Annotated in this window: 17 protein-coding genes; 7 read left to right on the top strand and 10 right to left on the bottom strand. The window is 70.5% G+C overall.

Going from position 1 to position 24,427, the window contains the following annotated elements:
- The first annotated feature begins 143 nt into the window (after positions 1–143).
- The 3 genes from WMF11_RS14760 (at position 144) to WMF11_RS14750 (ending at position 7,012) form a co-directional block, all read left to right on the top strand.
- On the top strand, positions 144–1,067 hold the full coding sequence (locus tag WMF11_RS14760) for a transposase (protein ID WP_437979309.1): 924 nt from the start codon (positions 144–146) through the stop codon (positions 1,065–1,067).
- 284 nt (positions 1,068–1,351) lie between these two features.
- Positions 1,352–5,146: a transcription-repair coupling factor gene (mfd, locus tag WMF11_RS14755; protein ID WP_437977895.1), complete on the top strand. Its 3,795-nt coding sequence runs from the start codon at positions 1,352–1,354 to the stop codon at positions 5,144–5,146.
- A 96-nt stretch (positions 5,147–5,242) separates the two neighbouring features.
- Positions 5,243–7,012 (top strand): metallophosphoesterase, encoded by a 1,770-nt coding sequence (locus tag WMF11_RS14750; protein WP_437977894.1) that lies wholly within the window; start codon positions 5,243–5,245, stop codon positions 7,010–7,012.
- Positions 7,013–7,237: 225 nt separating this feature from the next.
- Here the strand turns inward: WMF11_RS14750 and WMF11_RS14745 are convergent, their stop codons facing one another.
- Positions 7,238–7,501, bottom strand: coding sequence for a hypothetical protein (locus WMF11_RS14745; RefSeq protein ID WP_437552458.1), 264 nt, complete (start codon positions 7,499–7,501; stop codon positions 7,238–7,240).
- 303 nt (positions 7,502–7,804) lie between these two features.
- Between WMF11_RS14745 and WMF11_RS14740 the strand changes: the two genes are divergently transcribed.
- Positions 7,805–8,248 (top strand): ferritin-like domain-containing protein, encoded by a 444-nt coding sequence (locus tag WMF11_RS14740; RefSeq protein ID WP_437552457.1) that lies wholly within the window; start codon positions 7,805–7,807, stop codon positions 8,246–8,248.
- Between the two features lie 63 nt (positions 8,249–8,311).
- On the top strand, positions 8,312–9,133 hold the full coding sequence (locus tag WMF11_RS14735; RefSeq protein WP_437909015.1) for a hypothetical protein: 822 nt from the start codon (positions 8,312–8,314) through the stop codon (positions 9,131–9,133).
- An 87-nt stretch (positions 9,134–9,220) separates the two neighbouring features.
- Here the strand turns inward: WMF11_RS14735 and WMF11_RS14730 are convergent, their stop codons facing one another.
- From WMF11_RS14730 to WMF11_RS14715, 4 genes are all read right to left on the bottom strand, one after another.
- Positions 9,221–9,946, bottom strand: a complete 726-nt coding sequence (locus tag WMF11_RS14730; protein ID WP_437977893.1) for a hypothetical protein — start codon at positions 9,944–9,946, stop codon at positions 9,221–9,223.
- A gap of 557 nt (positions 9,947–10,503) precedes the next feature.
- Positions 10,504–10,983, bottom strand: coding sequence for a single-stranded DNA-binding protein (locus tag WMF11_RS14725; RefSeq protein WP_437552454.1), 480 nt, complete (start codon positions 10,981–10,983; stop codon positions 10,504–10,506).
- A 185-nt stretch (positions 10,984–11,168) separates the two neighbouring features.
- Entirely contained in the window at positions 11,169–12,206 is a 1,038-nt protein-coding gene (gene recA, locus WMF11_RS14720; protein ID WP_437977892.1) for a recombinase RecA, read from the bottom strand.
- A 170-nt stretch (positions 12,207–12,376) separates the two neighbouring features.
- Positions 12,377–13,969: a YifB family Mg chelatase-like AAA ATPase gene (locus WMF11_RS14715; protein ID WP_437909013.1), complete on the bottom strand. Its 1,593-nt coding sequence runs from the start codon at positions 13,967–13,969 to the stop codon at positions 12,377–12,379.
- A gap of 204 nt (positions 13,970–14,173) precedes the next feature.
- Here WMF11_RS14715 and WMF11_RS14710 point away from each other — a divergent pair, with 204 nt between their 5' ends.
- Entirely contained in the window at positions 14,174–15,355 is a 1,182-nt protein-coding gene (locus tag WMF11_RS14710; protein ID WP_437909012.1) for a hypothetical protein, read from the top strand.
- Between the two features lie 134 nt (positions 15,356–15,489).
- Here the strand turns inward: WMF11_RS14710 and WMF11_RS14705 are convergent, their stop codons facing one another.
- The 5 genes from WMF11_RS14705 to WMF11_RS14685 form a co-directional block, all read right to left on the bottom strand.
- On the bottom strand, positions 15,490–17,949 hold the full coding sequence (locus tag WMF11_RS14705; protein ID WP_437977891.1) for a SpoIIE family protein phosphatase: 2,460 nt from the start codon (positions 17,947–17,949) through the stop codon (positions 15,490–15,492).
- 16 nt (positions 17,950–17,965) lie between these two features.
- Complete coding sequence (locus WMF11_RS14700) at positions 17,966–18,343, bottom strand: hypothetical protein (protein ID WP_012235248.1); 378 nt, start codon at positions 18,341–18,343, stop codon at positions 17,966–17,968.
- Between the two features lie 421 nt (positions 18,344–18,764).
- Positions 18,765–19,409 carry a hypothetical protein gene (locus WMF11_RS14695; RefSeq protein WP_437977890.1) on the bottom strand — a complete coding sequence of 215 codons (645 nt, stop codon included), beginning with the start codon at positions 19,407–19,409 and terminating at the stop codon, positions 18,765–18,767.
- Positions 19,406–21,478, bottom strand: coding sequence for a hypothetical protein (locus WMF11_RS14690; protein WP_437977889.1), 2,073 nt, complete (start codon positions 21,476–21,478; stop codon positions 19,406–19,408). Before WMF11_RS14690 ends, WMF11_RS14695 begins: the two co-directional genes overlap by 4 nt.
- 373 nt (positions 21,479–21,851) lie before the next feature.
- On the bottom strand, positions 21,852–22,394 hold the full coding sequence (locus tag WMF11_RS14685) for an SPW repeat domain-containing protein (RefSeq protein WP_437977888.1): 543 nt from the start codon (positions 22,392–22,394) through the stop codon (positions 21,852–21,854).
- A gap of 178 nt (positions 22,395–22,572) precedes the next feature.
- Between WMF11_RS14685 and WMF11_RS14680 the strand changes: the two genes are divergently transcribed.
- Entirely contained in the window at positions 22,573–24,216 is a 1,644-nt protein-coding gene (locus WMF11_RS14680; RefSeq protein ID WP_437977887.1) for a ribonuclease J, read from the top strand.
- The last annotated feature ends 211 nt before the right edge of the window (positions 24,217–24,427 follow it).

The raw sequence follows: 24,427 nt of genomic DNA, 5'->3' as shown, positions 1-24,427 counted from the left end.
ACACGCTCTGCTCTGCCCCCCGACCTGACCATTGGGTGGCGCAGGTGGCGAAGAGGATGGCGGCCGCCACCGGCTCGATCACCCCGATCCTCAAGAATCGGCGGATTTTGAGTCTGGCACGGCGCTTGACATACCCGTCAGGCATGAGCCAGCCTCGTGCGATCGTCCCCGGCGCTACGTATCTTCTCACCCGCCGTGTACTGCGAAGGCATTTTCTCTTCCGCCCCGATTCCGCGATCACACGGCTCGTGATCTATACCCTCGCGGTCTCGGCCCATCGCTATGGTATCCTCGTACACGCCCTCTGCGTGATGTCCACGCACATTCATATCGTTGTCACAGACACACACGGCGAACTACCACGATTTCTTCAGAGATTCCATCGACTTGTCGCTCTCGGGACCAAGATCTTGCGCGCGTGGGAGGGGTCGGTGTGGGACGATCGAGCAACGAGCGTGGTACGGCTAGCAACACGGGACGCCCTGGTGGAGAAGATCGCTTATACGCTCGCAAATCCGGTCGCTGCTGGTCTCGTACCGCATGCACATGAGTGGCCAGGAGCCAAGGTGCTCGTCGGCGACATCGGCCGCGGCGTGCTGCGCGCCCGACGCCCTGAAATATACTTCAATCCACAGAACCCCGAATGGCCAACCGACGTAGCACTTGCGATCACGCTTCCACCGTCGATCAGCGATTCCAACGCCGACAAATTTCGCCGCGAGATCACAGGACGGATCGAGCTGCACGAGAGACAGGCTCACGCTGACCTACAGCGACAAAGGCTTGGCTTCCTCGGGGCTGCGCGCGCGACGAATATTTCTCCTTACGAGCGAGCAACGAGCATCGAGCCACTTCGCGATCTCAATCCAACATTCGCAGTCGGTCGCCGGCAGACAGACGCAAAGAACGCCGCCATCGCGGCCGTACGAGCCTTTCGCATCGCATACCGACATTCGATCAATCAATGGCGCGCAGGTGTACGCAGCGTAACTTTCCCTGCGGGCACGTGGTGGATGCGCGTGTTCCACGGGGTCACCGTTAACGAGGGCAAGCCTGCGGCCGCATAGACGCAGGACCAGCGACGTCGACACCATTATTTTGAGATCGGAAACCAGGAGTATCAGAGAGGCGATTCGGGACCGGAACCGAGCTGGCGCGCGCGGCTCGTAGCGCCCCCGCTGCGACGTCCACGAAATACGCTCCCAGCACGGTGGGGTTGCGTCCCCGGCCGCGGCAGGGTGGGGTTGTGCCCCGCGCGCGGCGGGGGTTGTGCCCCGCGCGCGGCGCGAACCACGGTCGGGTCGAGACCGCGGGTCGAATCGCGCCGCCTATGCTAGACCGCGCTGCGCCGATGCCCCCCGAGCGCTCCCTCACTTCCACCTCGAGCTCCCCGCTCAGCGCCACGATCGCCGAGCTCTCAGGCCATGTCGACGACAGCGCCTCGAACGATACCGCTGCCAGCGGCCCGCCCGCCTCCACGCCGGCCGACTTCGAGCCGCTCCCGTCGTTCGACCTCCCGGCGGACCGCAGGGTCGTCACGCCCCGTGAGCTCGCCGCAGAGCTCGCCGCGGCGCCGCCGGGCACCCGTCATGTCACAGGCTCGGCCGGCTCGGCCGGTGCCCTCGTCATCCGTCGCCTCGTCGCGGCCGCCGCCGGGCGCCGGATCATCGCCCTCACTCCCGACGTCGACAGCGCCCGCGCTCTGGCGGCCGATACCTCGTTCCTGCTCGTCGATCGGGACGCCGATGACGCCGAGGCCGGCGGCTCGACCACGTTCGGCCGCGTCCTTCTCTACCTGCCGAACGAGGCCAGCCCTTACGCGGATGTCAACCCGGACCGGCGGGGCGCCCAGACCCGCCTCGCCACGCTCTTCCATCTCGGCATGGACCTCCCCTGGTCGGTCCTCGTCTGCCCCATCGCCGCGCTCGCCCGCAAGGTCGTACCCAGGGACGAGATCACCGAACACGCCGAGCTCGTCATCGCCGAGCAGGAGATGGATCGCGACGCGCTCTCGGCCCGCCTCGGTGCATCGGGCTACGTCCGCAGCCCCCTCGTAGAAGACCCCGGCACCTTCGCCGTCCGCGGCGCCCTCCTCGATGTCTGGGCGCCTTCCGCCGAGCTGCCGGTGCGCATCGATTTTTACGGAGACATCGTCGCATCGATCAAGATCTTCAACCCCGACGACCAGCGCACGGTCGCCGACGTGAAGGAGGTCTGGCTCCCGCCGGCGCGTGAGGCGATCCTCACGCCTGCCAATGTCGAGCGGGCCCGCCAGCGGGTACGGGCCGCGTGTGACGTCATTGATTTCCCCTCAACCAAGGCGCGCGCCCTGGTCGACGACGTCGCGAGCGGCCGCGCCTTCTTCGGGGCCGAAGGCTACTTGCCTGCCTTCATCGACCTCGCCTCCTTCACGTCGTACCTGCCCGACGACGCGCTCATCCTCCTTGAGGACCCATCCTCCGTCACCGCCGCCGTGCGCAACGAGCTCGGTCGCGCTGCGGCCGATCGGAGCCACAAAGACCGTGAGCCGCACTTCCCGCTGACCTCCTTCTACGAGGACGAGGCACACGTTGCCTCGTGGCTCGGCGCGCGTGTCGTGCTTGCCCTGCACCGCACCGGGGTTGAGGGTGCTGCGGAAAACCGGAACTCGCTGGAGCGCTTCGAGGTCGTCCCTGAGGACATCCCGTCGCTCGCAACGCGCGACCAGTCGGACCTTGAGCGCGCCATCAAGACCGCCCGTGCGTCACGCGGCAAGCACGGCGCTCTCGATCCGCTCGTTCGTCGCGTGGTCGCTTGGCAAGAAGCAGGCCTACGAGTGCTTATCGCTGCACGCGCGCAGACCCAGGTTGAGCGCCTCGTCGCCCTGCTCCGCCATCGCGACGTGCGGGTGAAGGCCAACCTCGGTCCGTTCGACCCCGCGTTCTTCGATGGCAGCAGCTCCGCGTCTCCGCGCGACACGGCCCTCGTCGTGACGGGCTCTCTTGCGCGCGGCGTCATCGCTCCTGCCGAGGGGCTCGCGCTGGTCACGGAGGAGGAAATCTTCGGTGCCCGCGCTCACCGCCGCGCCGCACGCGCCGCCGCCTCCTCCACGAAGCCGTCGCAGGCCTTCCTCGAGGACCTCCGCAACCTCGGCGTCGGCGACTACGTCGTCCACGTAGAGCACGGCATCGGGCGGTACCTTGGCCTCGTCCACAAGCAGGTCGGCTCAACCACGGTCGATCTCATCGCCGTCGAGTACGCCGGCGGCGACAAGCTCTACCTCCCGGTCTACCGCCTGAACCAGATCCAGAAATTCAGCGGCGGCGAAGGCACCCCCAAGCTCGACCGGCTCGGCGGGCAGACGTTCGCCAAGACAAAGGCGCGGGTCGAGAAGAGCGTCCGCAAGATGGCCGACGAGCTCCTCCGCCTCTACGCCGAGCGCCGCGCCGCCACGGCGGAGCCGGTTCCACCGCCGGACGATGATTACCGCGCCTTCGAAGCGACCTTCCCCTTCGACGAGACGCCCGACCAGGCCCGGGCGATCACCGAGGTTACGGCCGACCTCGAGTCCGGCCGTCCGATGGACCGCCTCGTCTGCGGCGATGTCGGGTTCGGAAAGACCGAGGTTGCCATCCGCGCCGCCTTCCGCGCCGCAAACGCCGGCAGACAGGTCGCCGTCCTCTGCCCAACCACGGTGCTCGCGCAGCAGCACTACCTCAGCTTCCGATCCCGGATGGCTTCCTACCCCATCGAGGTCCGCGTCATGTCCCGCTTCCAGACCAAGCAGGAGCAGGACGAGGTCTCTCGCGGCCTCCGCGACGGCAGCGTCGACGTCGTGATCGGCACCCACCGCCTCCTCTCCAAGGACGTCCACTTCAAGCGGCTCGGCCTCCTCGTCGTCGACGAGGAGCAGCGCTTCGGCGTCACCCACAAGGAGCGCATCAAGGCGCTCAAGACCAACGTCGACGTCCTCACGCTCTCGGCCACCCCCATCCCCCGCACCCTCCAGATGGCGGTCTCCGGCCTCCGCGACATGTCGATCATCACGACCCCCCCGGTCGATCGCCGCGCCATCCGCACCGTGGTGACCCGCCACGACGAGGCCGTCCTCCGCGACGCCGTCCTCCGCGAGCTCGGCCGCGGCGGCCAGGTGTTCTACGTCTACAACCGCGTCGAGGGCCTCTACGAGCGCGCCGCCCGCCTCGCCGAGCTCGTCCCGAGCGCCCGCATCTGCGTCGCCCACGGCCAGATGAGCGAGCAGAACCTCGAGCAGGCGATGCTCGACTTCGTCGAGGGGCGCTACGACGTCCTCTGCGCCACCGCCATCATCGAGAGCGGCCTCGACATCCCCCGCGCCAACACGATCCTCATCGACCGCGCCGACATGTTCGGCCTCTCGCAGCTCTACCAGCTGCGCGGCCGCGTCGGCCGCTCCAAGGAGCGCGCTTACTGCTACCTCATCGTCCCGCCCCCGAACGCCATGACCGACGAGGCCCGCGCCCGCATCGAGGCCCTTGAGCGCCACACCGAGCTCGGCTCCGGCTTCCAGATCGCCTCGCTCGACCTGGAGCTGCGCGGCTCCGGCGACCTCCTCGGCGCCGAGCAGAGCGGCACCGTCGCCCAGGTTGGCTTCGAGCTCTTCTGCCAGATGCTCGACGAGGCCGTCCACGAGCTGCGCGGCGAACCCGTGATCCACGACGTCGACACCGAGCTCTCCTTCGACGCCGACGCGCTTCTGCCAGAAGAGTACATTTCCGATGTAGGCGTACGCCTCTCCCTCTACAAGCGGCTCGCCGGTGCCGCTTCGACCGAGGACGTGCAGGACCTCGCGGTCGAGATGGAGGATCGCTTCGGCCCGCCTCCGCTCGAGGCGCGCCGGTTCGTGCATCTCATGCGGCTCAAGACCGAGCTGCGCCGGCTGAAGGCGCTGGCATGCGAGGCGAGCGCCAAGGGCGTGACGCTGCACTTGCGCGAGGACACCCCGCTCGATCATGCCAAGGTGCTCAAGCTGGTCCAGCCGAAGAGCTCACCTTACCGACTCTCGCCCGACATGCGGCTCACCCGCCGAGCCAAGGAGGGCGAGGCCTTCACGAGCGGTCTGGAGGCGACCGACAAGCTCCTCAGCGAGCTCGCCGGCTGCCTCAAGGAGGGCGGTGATCTCGCCTAGCGGGAGCGCCCACGACGTCGTCGCGCCCCGCGGAAGCGCGCGGGCGAGGCGGCGCGGCGCTCCGGCGGTGATAACCTCCCTTGAGCGGAGGGACGGATGATCGATCGCCCGGATCGCGAGCGGCTCGCGGCGCTCCAGCGGAGCGTCATGACCTGCTGGTACAGCCCCTTCCAGCTGGCCCGCTCCGCGCTCGACATGACCGTCTCCCGCCTGATGGGCGCACGCGGCGATTTCCGCCTCCTCGAGGCGATCGCGGGGCCGCAGCCGCCCTTCGACTACGCCGCCCGTAGCGGCGTCATGCGCGACGAGCTCTGGATCGATTACGTGGCGGACACGGGCGATGGCTTCAACCCCACCTACGCGATCGCCACCCTCCTCGCGCGGCCGGTCCTCTCGCTGGGCGGCCGGGAGACGAGGCGCGGAGAGGTCCTCATCATGGGCGGCGACCAGGTCTACCCCTCGGCCACGCGTCAGGCGTACTGGACGCGGCTCGTCGAGCCCTACGCGGCCGCGCTCCCGAAGGCCGATGTCACGGAGGCGCCGCACCTGTTCGCCATCCCTGGCAACCACGACTGGTACGACGGGCTGATGAGCTTCATGCGCCTCTTCGGCCAGAAACGCACGCTCGGCGCCTGGAAGACGTTCCAGTCGCGGAGCTACTTCGCGCTGAAGCTGCCCCACGGCTTCTGGCTGCTCGGCGTCGACATCCAGCTCGAGTCCGACATCGACCAGCCGCAGATCGAGTATTTCTGCAGGCTGGCGACGCACGACATGCGCGACGGCGATCGCGTGATCCTCTGCACCGCCGAGCCCGACTGGGTGAAGGGCGCCATCTACAACCCAGAGCTCCAGAGCAACCTCGCCTTCTTCGAGAAGCAGCTCGCCGACGCGCGGCCCGCGGTCGAGATCGTCGCGCGCATCGCCGGAGATCTGCACCACTATCGCCGCCACGAGTCCGCGGACGGCCGGCAAAACGTCATCGCCGGCGGCGGCGGCGCGTTCCTCCACCCGACCCACGGCGAGCCGGTCACCGTGGTCCGCTCCGGCGCGGGCGCCGACCAGCGCCCTTATATGTTGCGCGCCTCGTTTCCGTCAGAGTCGGAGTCGCGCCGGCTCGCCTGGCGCAACCTGTGGTTCGCTCGGCACAACCTCGGCTTCTGGCCTGCCGCCGCCTTCGTCTACATGCTCTCCTCCCTGACGCTGCCCCGTCCCGGGCCGGGGGCCGTGGGGTGGGTCCTTGTCGTCGTGCTCGTGTTCATCGTCTTCACCGACACCTACAAGACCTGGTATCGCCGGTTCGCGGGCTCGCTCCACGCGCTCGCGCACCTCGGGGCGGCGCTGGGGCTCGCGCACCTCGGCGGCGCGCTGCTCGGCGTCGACGTCCGGGACCTCCCGTCCATGTGGAGCCTGCTCGGCGTGACGCTCTTCGTCGGCGCCACCGGCGCCGTGGTCGGGTCGACGATCATGGGCGTGTATCTCCTGATCTCGCTCAACGTCGCGCGGCGGCACGGCAACGAAGCGTTCTCGGCGCTCCGGATCCAGGACTACAAGAACTTCTTGCGGATTCACGTCCACCGCGATGGCCTCACCCTCTATCCCGTCGGGCTGAGGCAGGTGCCGCGCGCGTGGAAGGTGGCCGACGACCGCAAGCCCGGCGAGCCGCGCTTCGTCCCCGCCCGCGGCGCCCTGGCGCCGGAGCTCATCGAGGAGCCCATCACGATCCCGACCGCGCGGCAGCCACGACGGACCGGCCAACTCACGGTCGACGCGGCAGGCGCCGGGCACCGCGAGTGCCCCGCGGGCGAGCGGCGGAGTCGCCCCCCCGCAGCGGGCGCCACGGCGGGAGCCGGCGCGCCCGAGCCGTAGAGGCAGACGGAGCCCTGGCGATCGTTCCTTCTGCATGAGGCAGTTCGCCTCGGCCGGGACATTCTGCCTTCGCGCTGGCAGGCACAACCACGTACGGGCGGTCGAATCGTGGAAGCGGTCGACCGCAGAAGGACCTCTTTCGTGCCGAGCTCGCCGCGCGCGCCTGCGCGCGCGAACGTGAGGTCAGAGGACGCAGCGAGGTTTTCTGGCGCGAGCCGGCTGCGCTCAGGGCGACGCGGCGGCGTTGGGCAGCCTCGGCGGAGCGGACTTGGGACAGATCTCGCGCAGCTCGCCGGGGGGCGAGAGCGGATCGGGCCCTTCCCTGGGGCAGGAGCCCGGGCCATTCGCGATGGCGTCCTGACCACGGTCGTCCGCGGTCCATTCGCGGTTGATGCTGGGCGCGTTCGCGAGCCCCTCGGCGCAAGCCGCGGAGGCGGCGAGGAGCAGCGCGAGCGCGGCGCGCATCGAGCGGCCAAGAGAGCGTTTCATAGGCACATCCCATCTCCCCGGGGCGCCGGCGCTGGCGGCGCCGGTCCACAGAAGCTGTCAGGGTCTCCCGTCTCTCGGCGTGTATCACGCTCCGTGCCAGGTCGAGGTTGCCGGGCCGTTCGGGATGCCGGACCGCCCGCCACGGCCGCCATCGGCAGCCTCGAGCGGCGGCCGAGCCGGGCGCGGCAACGGCGACCACAAGTTCCGGTGACGACGTGCGCATGGCTTGCGCCCCCACGCAAATGCCCCAGGTGGTGGGCGGTGGGGTCCGAGCGGAGCGGGATCCCGGAAGGAGTGTCGATCATGGCGAGAGACGTCATCGAGGTACTCAACGACCTCATCCAGCTCGATCGCGACGCGATCGCCGCTTACGACCGCGCCATCGAGGCGTGCGAGCACGCTCATACCAGGGAGAGGCTCGCGAGCTTCAGGGACGATCACGCGCGCCACGTGGTGGATCTGACCGCGCATGTGACGTCGCTCGGCGGCATCGCGGCACAGACCCGCGACCTCAAGGGCAAGCTCATCGAAGGGTTCACGGCGATCACGAGCCAGGGAGACCAGAGCGCGCTCCTCGCCATGCGCGGCAACGAGGAGCTCACGAACCGGCAATACCAGGCGGCGCTGGACGAGTCGCTCACGGCCGAGGCGCGGGCGATCGTCGAGCGCAACTACACTGATGAGCAGCGGCACCTCGCGTGGATCAAGGACGCGCTGTCAAGGAAGGTCTGGGAACAAGCCGCCTAGTGGGCGGTCGGCCCGCGGCGGTGGTGAGTACGATCGGAAGCAGATTCTACGGTTGGGGGTAATATGAAATCGAATCGGTCCATCCAGTTCGCGCTCGCCATGGGAGCGCTCGCGGTCGTGCCGGCGCTCGCGGCAGCACAGACGGGCGGCACGGGCTCGCAGCAGCAACGCGAATCGGGCTCGTCGCAGCAACGCGAATCGGGCTCGCCGGGAGCGGCGCAGGGCGGCGCGCTGCATCAGGGCGACAAGCCCAGCCCGAGCGGCGCACAGCGCACGCAGCAGCAGGGGCAGAGTCAGAAGAAACAGGCGATGAATCTCCAGGAGCGGATCTCGTTCCCTGTCGAGGAAGGGTGCACCTACACGGCCTCCGTGAACGGTCGGATCGATCCCGTCGCGGCGGGCAAGTCGCAGCAGCCGTCGGGCGGCCAGACCGGCAGCGGCAACCTGGGACGGGGCGGCGCGGGAGAGCAGGGCCATACCGACGGCAGCCAGGCCCAGGCTCATGCCGGCGGCGCTCAAGCCGGCAGCCAGCCCCACGAAGGCGCCCAGGCCGGCAGGGCGCAAGCGGGCGGCCAGGCCGGGCCAGGTGCTGACTACCGCGAAGGTCAGGAGAAGGTGAAGCCCAACCTCACCGTCGCCGCCAGCGTCAGCTGCCCGAACGCGGTCGATCTCAAGGTCTCGGACACGCTGAAGACGGACAAGGCCATCAGCCGCTCGGAGCTCGAGGAGATGATCTCGCGTCGAACGAGCATCGCGACCGAGAAGGGCGGCCGCTTCTGCATGTACGTGCCGCAGTTCGAGCTGACGCGCGAGAAGCTGAGCGGAAAGGGCATCGCCCAGCTCTGCCGCGTGCCCGCGGCGGCCGAGAAGGGCGGAACGCCGTAAACGCCGAAGGGGGGAGAGGGCGATCCTGAGGGCGCGTGCCCTCAGGATCGCCCGGTGAACGCGCCGCTGCGCCGCGGCCGCGCCGGCTCAGGGGGTCGGAGCGGGCAGCGGGCAGGAGTTCAGCCTGCCGATCACATAGGGCCGCGCCCCGTTCCCCGTCGTCCAGTACACCGTGGCGCCCGAGGTGACGCTCCACGAGTGGCCGATCGGGTTCCCCGTGGCAGCATCGGCATAGAGGCGCATGTAGCCCGTCCCCGGCCCCGCGGTGAAGTTGGTGCACGTGCCCGTCCACCGGCTGTCCTTGTAGATGGTGCTGCACCCGTGGACCGAGGTGGTAGAGTCAGCGATCGGCAACGCCCACTGCGTTGTGGTCGCGTGGATCGGGTTCATGGGGGTCGTGAGCTGCACCGCCGGGCCCGTGACGATCACGGTGTGCCCGCCGTACGACGCCGTCTTGTTGAGGACGAGCACGTCGCCCGCAGCGATGCTGCTGACGCTCGTGACCAGCGAGACGAGGCTCGGAGTCTTGGTGAACTCGGAGTAGTACTTCTCCGAGCTCGGGCTCGTCGAACCCCAGTAATAGGAGATGTTGGCCGTGTCGTTCGCCGCGTCCACCACGGGGTCCGGGTCGGACCAGAACTCCTCTTTCTGAACGCTCGTGAAGAAGACGGCCCCGGTCGCCGCCGGGGTACCGGCAGCGATGAAGTCGAGCGCTCCGGCGGAGAGCAGGGAGCACGCGTCGGCCGGGGCAGAGCCGAGCGCGACGATAGAAGCAGCAGATACCATCAGAAAGCGAGCCGCATTGCTGAGCATGAAGTACCTCGGTTGACGGTTACCACGTTGCAGTTCCGCAGGCCGAGCAGATTCGGTTGAGGAGGTCGATCGTGTACAGCCAGAGAATCGCACCTGGTCGCGTCGAGCCTAGCATCCAGTGTTTACTTCCAAAGCACGGCATTCGTCAACACACTTCGAGCACGTTATCCATCGATTCAATCACTTTTCTGTGTTCATGTAGGACACGAGAGTTCTTCAGACGGCACTGCCGGATACTGTCCACCGCGTGATGGCGACCTGAAGTCATCGAATCGGTCGTCGTTTGCCTCGCGCGCCTCGCGCGCGTCGAGCCCTTCGCGAACGCTGGCGCGCAGCGTCAGCGTCCGTGAAGGGAGACATCGTGACGCGTCGGTCTGGAAGCTGGCCTCGGCGGAATCCAGCAGCACGCCAATCGCTGAGCGCTGGAGCTCGATGGGCCGCAGTGGCGACCGCAGGAGGGGAATGTCGCCGATCGGGTGAGACGAGGCATGCTGGGGACGCGGCGAGGCGGCTCGAGACAAGCCGCCTCGCCCTCGCGCCCGTCCGGACGGACCGCCTCAGTACGGCAGTTCATCCAGCGCAGGCACCTCCGGGGGCCGCCCCCGTGCGCCGTTCTTCCCGAGCCGCGCCGTGGTCGGCACGCCCGCCCCGGGCTGCGTCGGCTCGCCGTCGTCATCCGGACCCGGCGCGGGCTCCGTCAACGCGGCCCGCCGCCCCGCGAAGCGGAGATCCCGCGCGATCACCTCGGTGCGGTAGCGCTTGATCCCGTCCTTCTCGTAGCTCGACGTGCGCAGCCCGCCCTCGATGAGCACGCCGTCCCCCTTCGTCAGCACCTTGGCCAGCGCCTCGGCGCGCGGCCCCCAGAACACGATGCTGTGCCACTCGGTGCGCTCCTTGGGCTCCTTGTTCCTGTCCACGAACGACTCGTTCGTCGCCATGCGCAGGTGAAGCACCGGGGTGCCGTTGCCCGTGTAGCGCAGCTCCGGATCCGCGCCGAGATTGCCCATGAGGATCACCTTGTTCAGTCCTTCGTTCATGACATGCTCCAGTTCGCTTCTGTGTTGTCGTCTGCTGTCGTTCTCTTGTCCGTGTCGTCTCTGCCGTCGCTCACCATCCGCCGGCGCCCGCCGCCCTGCGCCTCTCGCGAGGCGCGGCGTCGTCGCGCGGCGAGAGCGGCCGCGCCGGCGGCGGCGAGCCGCCGGGCGCGCCGGCCGCCCCGAGATCAGCAATCCATCGCCGCGCTGCCGTTGCTGCCGTTGGCGCGCGCCGGCGCCGCCGCGTCGACGGCGGCGCGGAGCGACGAGGCGAGCGTCGGCTTGCCGAGCAGCGCCTCGCGGGCGCGCTCCCTCCCCTGCCCGATGTGCTCGCCCGCGAACGACAGGTGCGCGCCGCTCTTCTCCACGACCCCGAGCTGGCAGGCGAAGTCGATGAGATCCGCCGCGCCGTCGATGCCCGCTCCCCACCGGATGTCGAACTCGGCTTCTCTGAACGGAGGAGCCATCTTGTTCTTGACCACCTTGACGCGCGTCCTGCTTCCGATGGCCTCGTCGCTCACCTTCACCGGCCCCACCCGGCGCACGTCGAGCCGCACGCTCGCGTAGAACTTGAGCGCATTGCCGCCGGTCGTCACCTCGGGATTGCCGAAGACGACGCCGATCTTCTGCCGGAGCTGGTTGATGAAGATGAGCGTGGTGTCGGTGCGGTGGCATATGCCCGTGAGCTTCCGCAGCGCCTGGCTCATCAGCCGCGCCTGGAGGCCCATGTGCGAATCGCCCATGTCCCCCTCGATCTCGGCCTTGGGCGTGAGCGCAGCCACCGAGTCGACGACGATCACGTCGACGGCGCCCGAGCGCGCGAGCATCTCGACGATCTCGAGCGCCTGCTCGCCGTTGTCCGGCTGCGAGACGAGCAGCCTGTCGATGTCGACGCCGAGCGAGCGCGCGTACGTGACGTCGAACGCGTGCTCGGCGTCGATGAACGCGGCGACGCCGCCCGCGCGCTGCGCCTCCCGCATCGCGTGCAGCGTGAGCGTGGTCTTCCCCGACGACTCCGGGCCATAGATCTCCACGATGCGCCCGCGCGGGTATCCCCCGATCCCCAGCGCCGCGTCGAGCGACAGGGATCCGGTCCGGATCAGGCCGATGTCCCGGGTCTGGTTCTCGTCGTTCAATGACATGATCGCGCCCTTCCCGAACTGCTTCTCGATGGTGCCTACGACGGTCTTCACGGTGCGGAGCTTCTCAGCGATCTCGGTCATCATCTCGGTCTCTCCTTTTCGACGTGCGTTCGTTGCTTGTTGCGGTTCAACCGTTGCGTGCTGAACGTGCGCGCCCCCGAGCGCGCGGACAGACGATGCAGCGCGGCCGTCGGGGCGGCCGCGATCGCGCCCGCATCGCTGCGGGCGCGGTGATCCTTGGCCCTGCGGCGAGCTCAGGCGCCCGCGGCGGTGGTGGCGGGCGCCGGCCCGCAGGCGGCCTCGCGGTCGAACAGCCGCGCGCCGATCGCCTCGGCCACGTGCGCTGCCCGCACGGCAGAGCTCCTGTCCATGTCGGCGAGCGTGCGGGCGACCCGCAGCACCTTGGTATACGCCCGCGCCGAGAGGCCGAGCCGCTCCACGGCCGACGCGAGCACGCGGGCGCCGGTCGCGTCCGGCATGGCGACGCGCGCGAGATCGCGCGGGCCGAGCTCGGCGTTGTGCGTCGCCGCGACCTCCCCCGCCTCGAAGCGCGCGCGCTGCGCGGCCCGGGCCTCGACCACGCGCGCCCGCACCGCCGCGGAGCTCTCCGGCGCGTCGAGCGACGAGCGGCCGTCGGCGAGCGGCGCGCACAGGTGAGCGACATCGACGGGCGGCAAGGAGATGTGGAGATCGATGCGATCGAGCAGCGGCCCGCTCAGCCGCGCGCGGTAGGCGCGGACGCGATCGAGGGAACAGGCGCAGCGATTGCCGCGGTCGCCATGGAAGCCGCACGGACAGGGGTTGATGGCGGCCACCAGGATCGGACGCGCCGGGAACACGACGCGGGCGCGGGCGCGGCAAAGGGCGATCGTGCCCTCTTCGAGCGGCTCGCGGAGCGACTCGAGGACGCCGCGGCGGAACTCGAGCAGCTCGTCGAGGAACAGGCACCCATGGTGGGCCAGGGAGACCTCGCCGGGGCGGATGGGATCCCCCCCGCCGACGAGGCCCGCGGCGCTCACGGTATGATGCGGGGCGCGGAACGGGCGAATCGCGACGAGGCCCCTGTCCGGGGAGAGCAGCCCGGCGACGGAGTGGATCGCGGTGATATCAAGCGCCTCGTCGTAGGACATCGGCGGCAAGACCGTTGGCAGGCGCCGAGCAAGCATGGTCTTTCCGCTGCCTGGCGGGCCGACCATGATCAGGTTGTGTCCCCCGGAAGCGGCGATCTCGAGGGCGCGGCGCGCCCCGTGCTGGCCGCGGACCTCCGCGAGATCTGCCGCTGCAGCGCTCGGCTCCGCGTGGATCGAGGCCAGGGTCCCCGCGCCCGGGAGGGGCTTGTTGCCGCGGAGGTGCGCGACGACCTGGCCCAGGTGCTCCGCGATGAGGACGTCGATACCAGCCACGCTCGCCGCTTCGCGCGCGTTGCCCTGGGGCACGATCGCGCGCGTGACCCCCTGCGCCGCCGCGCCGCGCAGCGCGGGCAGGACGCCGCGCACGGGGCGCACCGCGCCGCTCAACGACAGCTCGCCGAGCAGGCCAATCCGGTCGAGCCCCTCGGCGGGCACCTTGCCGAGCGCCGCGAGCGCGGCGATCGCGATGGCGAGGTCGTACGCGCCACCGCTCTTCTTGAGATCTGCCGGGGCGAGGTTCACGGTGATCACATATTCGTCAAGCTCGATGCCCAGTTGCTGGAGCGCGGCGCGGACCCGCACGCGGCTCTCGCGTACGCTCGCCTCGGCCAGGCCCACCATCTGGAAGAACGACGGACCGCGGCCCGAGTCGACCTCCACCCGGATGGGGTGCGCGTCGAGCCCGAGCAGAGAGAACGTGAGCGCCGTGGCCTGCATGCCGGAGCCCTTTCGCGAAAGGCGTGCCAGGCGGAGAAGGCGGCGAACTCAGGGAATTTCGCGGCAGGAGGGGTGGCGAACGCGGCGGATGGGGTGGCGGCCGCCAGAGGGAGTCGCCGGAATCGAGAGGATCACCGGCAGGTGCCCGGGGAGCGAGCGTTGCCACGTCGACAGGCAAGGCAGTTGTCCGCAGTCCCTGTGCGTGTGGCCCCTGGCGCCCGCCGCGTCTCATTACACGCGCTCTGGCTAATTCATCACGAGCAGCAAGAATTGGTCGCTTCCACGTCGTCGGTCCGAGCGACGGCCCTGTCCGGCGGAGGATCGGATTCGCGACATCGCGGCTCGCCAACCTCGCTCCCTTCGAGTAGAGACAGGCGGATGCCGGGGACTCCGCACGAGGTGCTCGTCGTCGCGCTTCGGGATCGTCCAGCGCTGCTCGCCGATCTCTTCCACCAGCTCACCGGCTGCTCGCTCGGCGTGCCGGCCGAGGTGATCGATGCGACCGTGCGCTTCACCAAAGCCATCGAGGTTCGTCCGGATCTGCTCCTGCGCTCGCGACAGCGGGGCTGGCTGATGGTCGAGGTCCAGAATTCCATCGATGAGCGCAAGCGGAGGAGTTGGCCGCTTGCGGTCAGCGTGCTTGTCCATCAGGAGAAGGCAATGGGTGAGGTCCTCGTGATCACGGCCAGCCGCCGCGTGGCTTCCTGGGCGAAGCGGGTCGCGCACCTCCAGGGCGAGCTCGGCACGCGCTTCGAGCTGACGCCGCGGGTGCTGCTCCTGGCAGGCCGACGCGTCGAGGCGCTGCTCGATCCGATGCACCCGGAACTCGCGCTCTTCGCCGCGTGGGCCGTACACCACCGCCGCGGGCCGGCCGCGCGCAGGATCGTGATGCGCGCCCTGGAGCTGACCGAAAAGCACCTCGCCGACGAGCCGTTGCGGAACGCGCAGGCGCGTGCGATCCTCGCGGTGCTGAGCGACGCCATGCTGGCCGCGCTCAGGGAGATGGCCATGGATCCGAGCAAAGTCCCTGAAACCCCGGCGTCTCGACGTTTCCGGCTCTTCTTCGAGAAGCGTGGTCGGGCCGAGGGCAAGATCGAGGGCAAGATCGAGGGCAAGCAGGAGGCGCTGCTCGCCGTGCTCGAAGCGCGCGGCCTGTCACCGACGGCGGATGAGCAGGCTCACATCGATGCCTGCACGGCTCCTGCGGAGCTCGACCGATGGATCGCCCGCGCAGCGACGGCGGCGTCCCTGAGCGAGGTGTTCGCGCCGAAGCCGGCCAGCGTGCGGCGCCGATCCCCCGCCAAGACGCGCTCGCGCGCGCCGGACCACCGTGGACCGCGGGCACAGAACGCGACAAGGCCCCAGAAACCAGGGCGCTCGCGGTAACTGCGCGCGGCCTTGTCCTTCGCCCTCTCGCCAGCAGAAGCACCGGCGGTGCCCCACGCAGCGAGGAGCTCCACCGGCGCGACGGGTCCACCACGCAGAACAGCCCGGCCAGAGCGAGCGCCGCCCCGCCGCAGCTACTCGGGCGCGCGATACCTCGCCACCACGATCGTGATGTCGTCGTCCGGGCTCGGGCACCACCCCTCGACCGCATCGAGGATCCGGTCGCGAATCACGCCGACAGGCTCCGCCTGGACAGCCTCGATGACGGCGCAGAGCCGCTCCAGCCCGAACTGCTCGTGATGGGCGTTCCGCGCCTCGGTCACGCCATCGCTATAGAGCACGAGCACATCCCCATCCCCAAGGTAGAGCTCGGCATCCCGCGTCAGCGCCCCGATCTCGGGCAGCGCGCCGATCCAGACGCCTGAGCTCGGAATGCACCCGCAGCGCCGCGTCCGCGCCGAGCACACGACCAGGTCGTCGTGCGCGCCCGCGAACGTCACGCGCCCGTTGCGCTCGTACCGGAGCAAGAGGAGCGTCGCGTGCTCGTCGCGCTCCAGACGATCGCGGACGTTCTTGTAGATTGCCTTGTTGAGCGCCGTGATGACCTTCGCCGGGCTCGCGGCCGGGTCGTTGCACGTGAGCGCCGATACCATGCTCTGGATCATCAGCATGATGAGACCCGCCGCGAGCCCGTGCCCCGCGACGTCGCCGATCCCCAACCACCCGCCCCCGTTCGCCGGGATCACATCGTAGTAATCACCGCCGACCTCGGCCGCAGGCTTCATGACCGCGCAGAGGTCGAGCCCCTCGATAGAGAGCTGCTTCGGCACCAGCGTTGTCTGGATGCGCGCCGCGACCTGGCTCTCCTGACGGACCCGCTCCTGCTCCAGCCGCTCGCGCAGCTCCACCTCCCGGACGACCTGCCGGTGCAGCGCCGCGGCCTTGACCGCGGAGCCGAGCTGGAGGCGCAGCACCTCGTAGATCATCCCGCTGGCGCGGTGGTCGAGCACCGCGACGCCGAACCTCTCCTCGTCGCCGAACGCGACCGGAAGCACGATCCTGCTGATGCGCTCGTCGGCGTCCAGGAAGCCCGGGGGCGCGAGGAGGTGCGCCGGGAAGCTCACGGCCGGCACCTCCACCTCGTGGCCGTCCTCCATCACGAACAGCGGCTTCATGGTGGCGTGCTGAGCGTCGTCGTACAGTGACACCGCGACGTCCGAGAACCGCATCCTCGGCAGCTCCGACGCCAGCAACCCCTTGAGCACGGGCAAGCTCAAGCACGCGGAGAACCCCCGCGCGCCGTAGGTGACGTCGATCGCGGCGAGCTCCACGTTCAGCCGCTGCTCCCCCTCGACGTGCACGCACTCGCTCCCGATCAGGATGCGCGCTGCGTGCCAGAGATGCTCCAGCGCCGCGTCGCCGCTCACGGGCGCCCCCTGTACCCGCGAGCGCAAGAGCGATATCACCGCCTGGAACTCCTCGAGGAGCACGCCCTCGCGCCTCGCCCCGTCAAGGAGCGCCTGGAGCGCGCGCAGGAAGCGCCCCTCGTCGCCCGCGAGCTCCGCCTCGATCGCGGCGAGCAGGTCGCCCGCCCAGCCGTCGAGGGCGCCGCTCGGGATCGCCACGGTGCTCGCGAGCGCGCGCTCCAGCGACGCCCGCTGATCCGCGATGGCGCGCGGAAAGCCGCGCACCGAGGGGACCGGCTGCAGGAACGTGTCGCCCGCGCGGTACCCGCAGCCGCAGGACTCGCGCTGCGTGAGCTCGACCGGCGCGAGCTGCAAAGGCTCGACGGCCTCGCCGTCGATCATGCGGAGGACCGTGCTCACGGCCATCCCCCCGAGCCGCTCGATCGGCTGGCGGACCGTCGTCAACGACGGCTTCGTGAAGCGCGCGATGCCGACGTCATCGAACCCGCACACGAGGACGTCTTCCGGGATGCGGCGTCCCTCGGCCTTGAGCACCTCGATCGCCCCGAGCGCCATCCTGTCGTTGGCCGCCACCACGGCGTCGAACGCCACCCCGCGAGCCAGGAGCTCGCGCATCGCCGCGCGCCCCGTCGAGATCGTGAACCCACCGAACACGAGGAGGCGCTCGTCGCAAGGGAGCGCCCGCGCCGCAAGCGCCCTCCGGTACCCGCCGGCGCGCAGCGCGGCCTCCTCGCTGCTGCTCGGGCCGCCGATGTACGCGATGCGCCGGCACCCGTGCTCGTCCGCCATGTGCCCGACCGATATCTCGCTCCCGAGAGCGTTGTCCACCATCAGGCTCGGCACACCGTCGATCGCGGTCCCGATGCTGCACACCGGCAGCGGCGCGAAGGACCGGCAGAACGATCGCATGACCTCCATGCCGCCGTAAGGGGAGAGCGTCGACGAGGCGACGATGACGCCGTCGGCGGTCTCAGGGCCGATGAGGTGATAGAAGGTGCCCCGGTCGGCCACCTCCGGCCGGCGAGCCATGGCCGGGTCGCTGAACGCCGTCAGCAGGTTGACGTCGTGCGCCGCGGCGCCGCGCTCGACCCCGGCGCGCAGCTCGGACTGGTAGTCGCCAACGACATTGTCGATCAGAAACGCGAGCGTCCGACGCTTCCTCGTCATGGCCTCGGGCTCTCGATCATGCATCCGCGATCGAGACCAGCTCCGGGCATATGCGATCCAGGGGCTTCAGGCTCCGACGCTGCCATGTCCGCTTCGCGTCCGTGACGAACCGTATCCTGCATTTGAGGCCATGGCCCATCAGGCCGCAAATGAAGCCGACGAACGCCTTGAGGCAGCTCGAGCTCATGAAGCGCAGGTCGCGCACGTCGAACTCGACGGTGCTCACCGAGAGGCGCATCACCTCGCCCTCCAGCGCCTTGACGTACCTGCTGAGCGGCGGAGATGCCGCCATGTCCCCCGTGCCGGTGAGCTTGACGCTGAGGGTGTCGTCCCTCAAGGCTGGCTCGATCCCGAAGCTGTCGGTGACGACAGGATCCACGCTCAAGCAGCTCATCTCTTCTCCATCTCTCGGCCACGCGCGCGACGACCGCCGGCTCGTTCCTCTGGATGCTGCAGCCGACGGCCGGTGCGATGGTCGATGCGAGCTCTCCACACTACGACGTAGTCGCGCCGGATCCAATCCCTTCCCGCAGGCCGCGCGGGTCGATCTCGGCACGCGCCACGCGCCACGCGCCACGCGCCACGCGCCACGCGTGAGTGCGGGTAGCAGGTGGGAGGCGCACAGGATGCGGCGTCGCGCGGTGAGCATCGCAACATTTCGCGAACAGGCTCTCGATGCAGAGCGCGCCCGCTCGATCGCGGCATCCCGGCTCGGAGCGCGGGATGCCTCCGAATTCATGTGGATGTCGTCCGGGCGCGTGGCGCCTCGCAGGGCAGGCGCCATGCAGCGCGTCGACGGTCGCGCCGGCGCGGTTTCAGAGCGCGCTGACGAGCGGCCCGGCGTCGCCTTCGAGCCATTGCTCGGAGATCATGAGGCTCGTCGTGAGCCCGGTCTGGAAGCGGTATCCTTGCTCGATCGAGAGGATCTCGATGACCCTCCTGTCGCCGATCCGGACGGGGAAGATCACCGAGACGCTCGACGGAAAGGAGCCGTCCTCGTCGGCCCTGTGCTCGCCGACCGAGACAGACTCGCCTCCGGCGCCGGCGCCGAGCGACCTCACGGCGACCACCGACGGAACGCTGCAATCGATCCGCAGCCACTCGCGCTGCCGGCGCGCCTTGCACGCGCCGCCCCTCGCGACGCGCGCGAGCGACACCTGCTCCGCGACGTCCCACTCGGCCGCTGCCGGCCGCGCCGTCCGCTCGGGCGGCGGCGGCGTCGCCTCGAGCGCGCGCCTCGGCGGCGCCACCGCGCCTCCTCCCGCGTCCGCCGGGCCTGCCGCGGCTCCCGCCTGCGGCCCGGCCGTCGCGCCCTCCGCCGGGGCGAGCACCGACTCCGCCGCCTGCGCCGGCGCGAGCACCGACTCCGCCGCCTGCGCCGGCGCGAGCACCGACTCCGCCGCCTGCGCCGGCGCGAGCGCGCCGAGCAGGACCATCCCGATCACCGCTCTCTTCTTCATAACGTCCTCAGGAAGGCGGCGAGCGCCGCCTTGTCGTTCCTCGACATGTGGCTGGTGCGACCCATCCGGTCCTGGTTCTCGTCGATGAGCTCTTCGAGCGTCTTCGCGGATCCATCGTGGTAATAGGGCGCCGTCCCGCCGACGAAGCGCAGCGAGGGCGTCTTGAACACCTGGCCCGCCTTCTCCTCCGCGAACCCGGGCCGCGCAGCGAACCCGGGCATCGGGTAGCCCATGCGGTCGGTGTGCTCCGTCTCGGGCACGTGGCAGCGAGCGCACTGCGCCGTGTCGCTCATGAAGAGGGCGCGGCCATGCTCCTCCTGCGGCGTGAGCTTCCGCGCGTCCCTGGGCGGCGGCACGAGGCCCGCGCGCAGGAACGCCGCCAGGTGGCGCGCCCTCAGGGCGAGCTCGCCGTTGCCCAGACCACCGGGCCCCCACCGGTGAAGGCCGAACCCCTCGCGGAGGCGCTCCGCCAGGTTCTCGCTCTGGGCGTTCCAGCCATAAGGCCCCTCGGCCGACACGCGGCCCGCGAGCATGGGAGTCTGCCGGGGCACGCCGCCGCGCGGCTCCACGTCGACCGGCTGGTTCTCGGCGGATCCGAGGAAATTGACGCTCTCGCCGCCGATGTCCATCACGTGGGCCTCGTGCCACACATGGCCGTCGTCGCGCCCGTCCGGGTGGCAGCCAGCGCACCCGAGGCCGCCGCTCGTGCCCCAGTCCACCGCGTTGTAGAAGAGCTTCCGGCCAAGGGCCGCCTGCTGCGGGACCGGCGCGTCGGCCAGCGCGATGTACGGCACGGGGCTCAGCTCGAACGGAGCGTCGTCGCGGTGCTCGTCGAGGCGGACGATCGCGAGGGCGTCCGTGGAACGGCAAAACACCCACGCCATGGACTCGTCCGCGGACAGCGCGACGCCGCTGGGCGCGCCGCACAGGGTCGCCACGTCGATGTCGGAGCGCGTATGGCGGCCGAGATCGTAGGTGCGGAGCGGCCGGAGCGCAGGATCGACCGCGAGCGCGTCGAGCTCCACCAAGGTGTCGGTGCCCTCGCTGGCGACGAGCAGCGTGCGGGTGCTCTTCCGGTACACGAGCGCGCGCGGCTGGACGAACGGGGCGAGCGAGGTGTTGGGGAGCTCCAGCTCCGCGTCGTCGAACGCGGCATCGTCGAGCGCGCTCGCCCGCCAGAGCGGCGCGCCCTGGCGGCGCCGGGGCGCGAGGGGCGCCTCGTCGCTCGTCATGAGGACGTCGACCGTGGAGGCGCCGAACCACGCCTGTTCACCGAGCGCGCCGAGCGCGTGGCGCGCGACGAAGAGGCGGCGGCCATCCGGCGAGAGCGCTGCCGCGTAGCCGAGCGACGCGGAGAGCGACTTGCCATGAGGAGCGCGGAAAGGCGACGGAGAGAGGGCGACCGGCCGGGCCTCGGGAGCACCACCCAGCGCGATCCGGGTGAGCGAGGCGGACGTGAGGTGCGTGACGTACGCGGCCGCGCCATCCTCGCGGATCACGACGCCGCGGGGCTCGCGCGGGACATCGATGGCCCATGTCGCCGTCGCGGTCGCGAGATCCACGGCGGAGACCTTGCCCGCCCATGCGCTGGTGACGAGCGCCGTGCGCTCATCGGGCGTGATCGCGAGCCCCCAGGCGTCGGCCGGCAGGGGCACGCGCGCCGCTTCCACGAGCCCCACCGCCGGATCGGGCCGCAGGATAAGGAGGAGCCCGGGATCGCGGATCGTGACGAGCACGCGGTCCGCGAGCGCGAGCACCTGCGCCGGCCGCCCCGGCATGGCGATCTCGACAGGCGGCGTGCTCACGTCGACGGGAAGCGGGATGCGCCGGAGGACGGCGTGGTCCTCGTCGGCCAGATAGAGCGCGTCGTCTTGCGGCGCGCGCGCGAGCGCGCTGCCGACCCGCGTGACGGCCTTGAGCTTCTGCGGCGGCGGAGAGGCCGGCGGAGCCGGCGCCGCCGCCCCGGCGACTTCGGCGCTGCGCTCGACGGCCGGCGCCTCTCTGGAAGGGCGCGAGCAAGCCGCGGCGAGGAGCGCGGCCAGGAGGAGGGTTGATGGTCGGTGCTTCATCGGTCGCCCGAGCCAACGACGGCGCCTGGCATGCGTATTCCTCGGCACCGTCGGTCCCGGTCCTCCGCGCCTCGGCCCCCTGCGCGGGAAGCGTCGCGGCGCCTGCGACAGCCCTCCTCTCGCTTCTTGGCGACCTTGGCGCCATGGCGGTTTCTCTGCTGATCCGGGGCAACTTCCAGCAGTAAAGCAAGAGAACCTCTCCGCCTCGCTGCGACGGTATATCTGTGTGTGACGTTCGCTGTGGCACGGTCATCGCTCGTCCCGTTGCCTGGATACAGCGGCTCCCGTGGAGTCTTGGGGAGCGTTGGTGGGACCGAGGGTGGGGCGACTCGGCACATGGGAAGGTGCCGGCGCTGGCCGGCTGCGCGCGCGGCTACGCCCGCCTCGGCCGGCGCCCGGCGCCCCTCACCGCGCGATAATCGGTGAGGAGCGACCCCAGGATCGTGACCGCCCCCGCGGCGACGTGGATCACCGCGGCGAGCGGGTCGCGCTTCGCGTAGCCGAGCGCGAACGGCGCCGCGATCGCCGACACGCCGAAGGCATGGTCGATGACCTCGTGCGCCTCGATCGGGATCCGCTTTGACAGGCTCAGCCGGTAGTCGGTGAGCAGGGAGACGAAAATGACCGACGCGCCGAGCGCGACGCCCGCGATCCTCGCGGCCTTCGTCCGCGCGGAGAGCCCGGCCAGAGCGACGATGAGCCCGTTCGAGTAATCGAGGGCGGAGTGCACGTCCTCGGGGACGATCCGCGCGAGGGGCGCGGCGCCGAGGAGCGGCCTCGAGGGGATCGTCGTCGTCCGCGGCGCCCCCCGCGCGCTCGGGACGAGCGAGGCGAGCTCCGCAGTCGGTACGTCGTCCGGCGGCAGGTAGGTCGTCGGCAGCTCGGATGCGCCCAGCGAAACGTCGGATTGTGCCATGAGGTCCTCCCGCCCTGCGCAGAGGCAATCCACAGACCGGGGACAGGCCTCCTGCGCGGCGCGGGGCCCAGCTCTCTTGAGCTCGCCCCCCCCCCGCGCCCCGCACAGGTCGGTCCGCGCGCGCGGCGCGTCCCACGGAGGCCTCTGTTCGTTCGATCCGCGATGCTAGGCTGCGCCCATGGGAGTCCGGATTATTCCTCTCGGCGGCCTCGGCGAGGTCGGGATGAACGCGATGCTGCTCGAGGAGGAAGGCCGCCGCGTGCTCGTCGACTGCGGCGTCATGTTCCCCAACGATCAGGTGCTCGGCGTCGAGGTCGCGATCCCCGACCTCAGCTACGTCCGCGAGGCGGGCGGGGTCGACGCGGTGCTGCTCACGCACGGCCACGAGGATCACATCGGCGGGCTGCCGTCGCTGCTGCGCGAGTTCCCCGTCCCCGTGTACGGGACGCGCTTCACGCTCCGGCTGGTGCGCGAGCGCCTCGCCGAGCACGGCATCGACGTGCCGCTCCGCGAGGTCGAGCCGCAACAGCACTTCGCGGCGGGCCCGTTCCGCGCCGAGCCCCTCCGCGTGACCCACTCGATCCCCGACGCGGTCGGCTACGCCATCGAGACGGGCGAGGGGATCCTCATCCACACGGGCGATTACAAGATCGATCTCACCCCCGTGGCCGGCGAGCGGCTCGATCTCGGCCGCTTCGCCGAGTACGGCCGCGCCGGCGTGGCGGCGCTCCTCTCGGACTCCACCAACTCGGAGCGCGACGGCTGGTCGGTCAGCGAAACGGCGGTGGCAGAGGGGTTCACCCGGCGGTTTCGCGAGGCGAAGGGGCGCATCCTCGTCGCGCTGTTCGCCTCCAACGTCCACCGGGTCCAGAGCGTCCTCGACCTCGCCGCCCAGCTCGGCCGCAAGGTGGTGCTCGCCGGGCGCAGCCTCGTGACCAACACGCGGATCGCCCAGGAGATCGGCATCCTGAGCGTCCCGCCCGGCGTGCTCGTCGACGACGCCACGGCGGCCTCGCTCCGGCCCGAGCGCCTCGTCGTGCTCGCTTCGGGCGCGCAGGGCGAGCCGAACAGCGCCCTCGCGCGCATGGCCATGGGCGACCACCACCGGCTGCGGGTCGATCCGGGGGACACGGTGATCTTCTCTTCCCGCGCGATCCCCGGCAACGAGATCGCCGTCAGCCAGCTCGCCAACCGCCTGGCGAAGCGCGGCGCGGTGGTGCTCGATCGCGGCCTCGATCCCATCCACGCGAGCGGCCACGCGCAGGCCGAGGAGCAGAAGGTCCTCCTCGACGCCGTCCGGCCGGAGCACTTCGTCCCCATCCACGGCGAGTACCGGATGCTGCTCGCCCACGCGCGCACGGCGCTCCGGATGGGCGTGCCGGCGTCGGGGGTCTTCGTCGTCGAGGACGGCGACTCGCTGATCCTCGAGAACGGCCGGATGCGCCTCGGCGAGACGGTGAAGAGCGGGCGGGTGTGGCTCGACGCGCGCGGCGGGCTCGACGTCTCCGAGCTGGTTCTCCGCGAGCGCGAGCAGATCTCGGATCAGGGGCTCGTGATGGTCCTGGTGGTGGCCGACCGCAAGACGGGCGAGATCTTGCGCGGCCCCGATCTCCTCGGGCGCGGCGTGGCGCACTTCGAGGAGGGCGGCCCGCTGTACGCCGCCGCGCTCGACAGCGCGCGCGACGCGCTCGCGGCGCTGTCCCCCGCGGCGCGCACGCTGGCGCCGGCGCTGGAGGACGCGCTCAGCCGCGGCGTGCGGCGGGTGTTCCGGCGCGAGGCCTCGCGGCGCCCCGCCGTGCTCCCGCTGGCCGTGTTGCTGTGAGGTCCGGCGCCTCTCGGTCAGGCGGGCCAGGCGAACCGGACGGCCCGCGCGGCCCAGGCGCCTGGCCGCGGTGACAGGCGATCTGGAGTGAGCGCGGCTGTCGCCGGCGCTGGATCACGCGGACCGGCGGAGCCCCTTTGTTCTGTCGCCGCATGACCGGAGTCGCTTCATGGTCCATCCTGGGGAGTTGCCCTCAGGCCGCGTGTCCCGG

Source organism: Sorangium sp. So ce295 (assembly GCF_051527405.1).
In the GTDB taxonomy this organism is placed as follows: domain Bacteria; phylum Myxococcota_A; class Polyangia; order Polyangiales; family Polyangiaceae; genus Sorangium; species Sorangium cellulosum_B.
Note: the sequence above shows the minus strand (reverse complement) of the source record. Positions and strands in the feature narration are given on the sequence as shown.

Excerpts from the sequence above, each read along its gene's own strand:
- WMF11_RS14700 (WP_012235248.1), bottom strand. The coding sequence starts at position 18,343 with ATGAGCTGCTTGAGCGTGGATCCTGTCGTCACCGACAGCTTCGGGATC.
- WMF11_RS14740 (WP_437552457.1), top strand. The coding sequence starts at position 7,805 with ATGGCGAGAGACGTCATCGAGGTACTCAACGACCTCATCCAGCTCGAT.
- WMF11_RS14685 (WP_437977888.1), bottom strand. The coding sequence starts at position 22,394 with ATGGCACAATCCGACGTTTCGCTGGGCGCATCCGAGCTGCCGACGACC.
- WMF11_RS14735 (WP_437909015.1), top strand. The coding sequence starts at position 8,312 with ATGAAATCGAATCGGTCCATCCAGTTCGCGCTCGCCATGGGAGCGCTC.
- WMF11_RS14680 (WP_437977887.1), top strand. The coding sequence starts at position 22,573 with ATGGGAGTCCGGATTATTCCTCTCGGCGGCCTCGGCGAGGTCGGGATG.
- WMF11_RS14730 (WP_437977893.1), bottom strand. The coding sequence starts at position 9,946 with ATGCTCAGCAATGCGGCTCGCTTTCTGATGGTATCTGCTGCTTCTATC.
- WMF11_RS14760 (WP_437979309.1), top strand. The coding sequence starts at position 144 with ATGAGCCAGCCTCGTGCGATCGTCCCCGGCGCTACGTATCTTCTCACC.
- recA (WP_437977892.1), bottom strand. The coding sequence starts at position 12,206 with ATGATGACCGAGATCGCTGAGAAGCTCCGCACCGTGAAGACCGTCGTA.
- WMF11_RS14690 (WP_437977889.1), bottom strand. The coding sequence starts at position 21,478 with ATGAAGCACCGACCATCAACCCTCCTCCTGGCCGCGCTCCTCGCCGCG.
- WMF11_RS14715 (WP_437909013.1), bottom strand. The coding sequence starts at position 13,969 with ATGCAGGCCACGGCGCTCACGTTCTCTCTGCTCGGGCTCGACGCGCAC.
- WMF11_RS14725 (WP_437552454.1), bottom strand. The coding sequence starts at position 10,983 with ATGAACGAAGGACTGAACAAGGTGATCCTCATGGGCAATCTCGGCGCG.
- mfd (WP_437977895.1), top strand. The coding sequence starts at position 1,352 with ATGCCCCCCGAGCGCTCCCTCACTTCCACCTCGAGCTCCCCGCTCAGC.
- WMF11_RS14695 (WP_437977890.1), bottom strand. The coding sequence starts at position 19,409 with ATGAAGAAGAGAGCGGTGATCGGGATGGTCCTGCTCGGCGCGCTCGCG.
- WMF11_RS14750 (WP_437977894.1), top strand. The coding sequence starts at position 5,243 with ATGATCGATCGCCCGGATCGCGAGCGGCTCGCGGCGCTCCAGCGGAGC.
- WMF11_RS14745 (WP_437552458.1), bottom strand. The coding sequence starts at position 7,501 with ATGAAACGCTCTCTTGGCCGCTCGATGCGCGCCGCGCTCGCGCTGCTC.
- WMF11_RS14705 (WP_437977891.1), bottom strand. The coding sequence starts at position 17,949 with ATGACGAGGAAGCGTCGGACGCTCGCGTTTCTGATCGACAATGTCGTT.